This window comes from Halomonas campaniensis, from assembly GCF_014193375.1.
In the GTDB taxonomy this organism is placed as follows: Bacteria; Pseudomonadota; Gammaproteobacteria; order Pseudomonadales; family Halomonadaceae; genus Halomonas; species Halomonas campaniensis.
The window spans coordinates 58,725-61,936 of the sequence record NZ_JACHZF010000001.1 but is presented as its reverse complement, the minus strand read 5'-3'; the positions used below and the strand labels follow the sequence as shown (position 1 = coordinate 61,936).

General features: G+C 64.9%; 3 protein-coding genes. 2 read left to right on the top strand and 1 reads right to left on the bottom strand.

The annotated features are described in order from the left end of the window. A partial coding sequence (locus BDK63_RS00265) for a hypothetical protein (protein WP_221202422.1) occupies positions 1–390 on the bottom strand: 390 nt, incomplete at its 3' end. Here BDK63_RS00265 and BDK63_RS00260 point away from each other — a divergent pair. Both BDK63_RS00260 and BDK63_RS00255 read left to right on the top strand, forming a co-directional pair. Further along, positions 364–1,119: a type I secretion C-terminal target domain-containing protein gene (locus BDK63_RS00260; RefSeq protein WP_183329309.1), complete on the top strand. Its 756-nt coding sequence runs from the start codon at positions 364–366 to the stop codon at positions 1,117–1,119. The genes BDK63_RS00265 and BDK63_RS00260 overlap by 27 nt on opposite strands. Before the next feature lie 201 nt (positions 1,120–1,320). Beyond that, positions 1,321–3,212 (top strand): retention module-containing protein (locus tag BDK63_RS00255; RefSeq protein ID WP_183329308.1); only part of this gene is annotated, 1,892 nt, incomplete at its 3' end.

Below are 3,212 nucleotides of genomic sequence, written 5' to 3'. Positions count from 1 at the left end.
GAAGAACCGGAAGAACCGGAAGAACCGGAAGAACCGGAAGAACCGGAAGAACCGGAAGAACCGGAAGAACCGGAAGAACCGGAAGAACCGGAAGAACCGGAAGAACCGGAAGAACCGGAAGAACCGGAAGAACCGGAAGAACCGGAAGAACCGGAAGAACCGGAAGAACCGGAAGAACCGGAAGAACCGGAAGAACCGGAAGAACCGGAAGAACCGGAAGAGCCCGAAGAGCCCGAAGAGCCGGAAGAGCCGGAAGAGCCGGAAGAGCCGGAAGAGCCCGAAGAGCCCGAAGAGCCCGAAGAGCCGGTCATCCTGGCGGCTACCGCCCATACGGTCGGGCAGGGTGCGGGAACGCTCTCCACCGTGGACAGCCTCAAGGACGTGCCCCACCAGAGCGCCTTCGTGGCCCTGGGGGATGACGGCTTCTACGCCGTGGACCATGCCGCCGCCAGCGACGACCCCGAAGCGATCGAGTTCGGCGAGGCGGTCCTCTTCGAGATGGCGGCACCTGCCGACCTGGCCACCTTCGAGCTGGCAGGGCCGATCCACGGCGCCACCTACCATCTCTACGATGCGGACGGCGATCGGATCTTCGAGGGCAACCTCGAGGAACTGGAGATGCAGGATGGCCTGGTGACCATCGACCATGACGAGGCCTTCAGCTACATCGCCTTCTTGGGCGGCAGCACCGGGCCGGGCAGCAGCGGTGACGAGAGCGCCTTCGCCGTCAGGCCGGTATCCCTGGTGGCCGAGCCCGGGGTCGAGGCGGGGGCCCTCGAGGAACCCGATGCCGAGACCCTCGACTGGAGCCTGGGTGAGGAGGAGCCCGCCGTCACCGCCGAGGATGACGGCCCGACCCTCTATCGCCTCGGAGAGGATGGCTCGCTGGACCTGCGGGACCTGCTCCAGGAGTGGGATGGCGACAGCGACTCCCTGGTTGACTTCCTGCAGGCCTCTGCCGACGAGGCGGGCAACACCCTGCTGCACGTCAGCAGCGACGGGGTGTTCGGCGATGGCGACCTGGAGGCGGCCGACCAGGTGTTTCTGCTCGAGGGCGTCGCCTACCACGACGGCATCCTGCAGCAGTTGCTGGACGACGAGGAGCTTGATATCGAGTGACACTCGCTCCCATGCCGGTGCCAGGGAACACCCGGACCGGCATGGGGTAATACCTTTTATTGATGAACATCAAGCCAGATGCCTGACCTGTCCATCGGTCCAATACTCGGCGTTCGTTTCCCCGCCTACTTTCAAGGTAACAGCCGGCGCTACGCCGTCTCGCCTCAATAACAGCAAGTGCCTCATGCAGGGAGTCTGATCATGACCATCGCTACCGTTACTGCCATCACCGGCCAGGCCTGGGCGCGCGACGCCGACGGCAACCTTCGCGAGCTCCGCGTGGGTGACACCCTGCAGGAGGGCGAAGTCCTCGTCACCTCGGACAATGGCCGGGTGGAGCTCGACTTCGGCGACGCCCTGGATCCCACCGTCATCGAGGGTGGCCAGCAGGTCGCCATGACGCCGGAGCTGGATCCGGAACAGGCGGTGGACGCCGAGGAGGCCAGCGCCCTGGATGAGGATCTCGAGGCGCTGCTGACCGCCATCGACGAGGGCGAGGGCGACCTGCTCGCCGACCTCGACGCCACCGCCGCCGGCGCCGGCCCGGGTGGCGCCGCCGACGGCGGCCATAGTTTCGTGTCGTTGGCACGTATTACCGAGGACGTGAACCCGCTGGCCTTCAACTTCGGCATGGGACAGCTCGGGGCGGGCGAGTTCCCGGAAGATGAGCCGGCGCTGCTGGCCGTGGCCGAAGAGGAGGAAGACTTCGGCGTCAGCATCAGCGGTCTGACCCTCGACGGCGCTGATCTCACCGTCGATGAGGCCAACCTGGCCAACGGCTCGAACCCCGATGCCGGTGCCCTCGTCCAGACCGGCAGCTTCACCGTCAGCGCGCCGGACGGCATCGCCACCCTGAGCGTGGGCGGCGCCTTCATCGTCCAGGATGGCGTGCTGCAGAGCTTGCCCATCATCACCACCGAGGCCGGCAACGTGCTGGCCATCACCGGTTACACCGACAACGGCGACGGCACCTACACCGTCGAGTACAGCTACACCCTGAACGGCGCCAAGGACCACTCCGCGCCCGGTGACGACAGCTCCCTCGATCAGGTCTTCGCGGTCACTTTGGTGGACACCGATGGCGACTCCGCCACGGCCAACCTGACCATCGCGGTGCTGGATGACGCGCCCAGCGCCGAGGACGTCAGCGGGGGCACGGTCACCGAGGATGCTGCCGAGAATGTCCTCAACGGTAATGTGCTCGACAACGACATCTTCGGTGCCGATGGCCCGGATGAGGTCACAGAGACGGTGACCTGGAACGTCACTGACGAGCAACGTTCCGAGCTCGAGCAGTACGGTAGCCTGGAGCTCAATGACAACGGCAGCTGGAGCTTCACGCTCGACAACAGCCTGGCCGCGGTACAGGCGCTGGGTGACGACGACAGCCTCGGCTTCAGCCTCGCCTACACCATTACCGATGCCGATGGCGACACCAGCTCGGCCACCCTCAGCCTGACCATCCAGGGCGTGGATGACAGCGCCCAGGTGATCGTCAACGCCGAGGGCGCCGACAGCGTCGTTGACGAGGCCGGCCTGCCGGGTGGTACCCAGGAAGACGAAGACATCGACCGGGCCGAGGGGAGCTTCCAGGTGTCGGCCACAGACACCATTGCCAGCGTCTCGGTAGGCGGCGAAACCTTTACCCTGACCGAGCTTGAAACGTTCAGCAGTGATGAGCCGTCCGCGGGCATCGACACCGTCAAGGGCACGCTCTACCTGACCGGCTACAACAGCACGGATGGCAACCAGAGTGCCACCATTAGCTACCTGTACGTGCTGGATGAGGCCCAGACGCATGGCGAGCCGGCCACGGAAACCGACGAGGTATTGGTCGACAGCGTCGACCTGGCAGTGACCGGCCTGGGCGGCAGTACTGCCACCGGGACATTGAGCATTGACGTGCTGGATGACGCGCCGGATGCTGAGCCGAATGCCAATACGGTTGATGAAGGCGCTGTCCTTGATGTATCGGCAGAAGACGGTGTGCTGAAGAACGACCAGATTGGCGCCGACGGCCCGAGCAATGGTTGGATTACCGGTGTGGCGTTTGGTGATCAGGGCGAGGATGTCAGCGGTGATGTTGGCGTGGC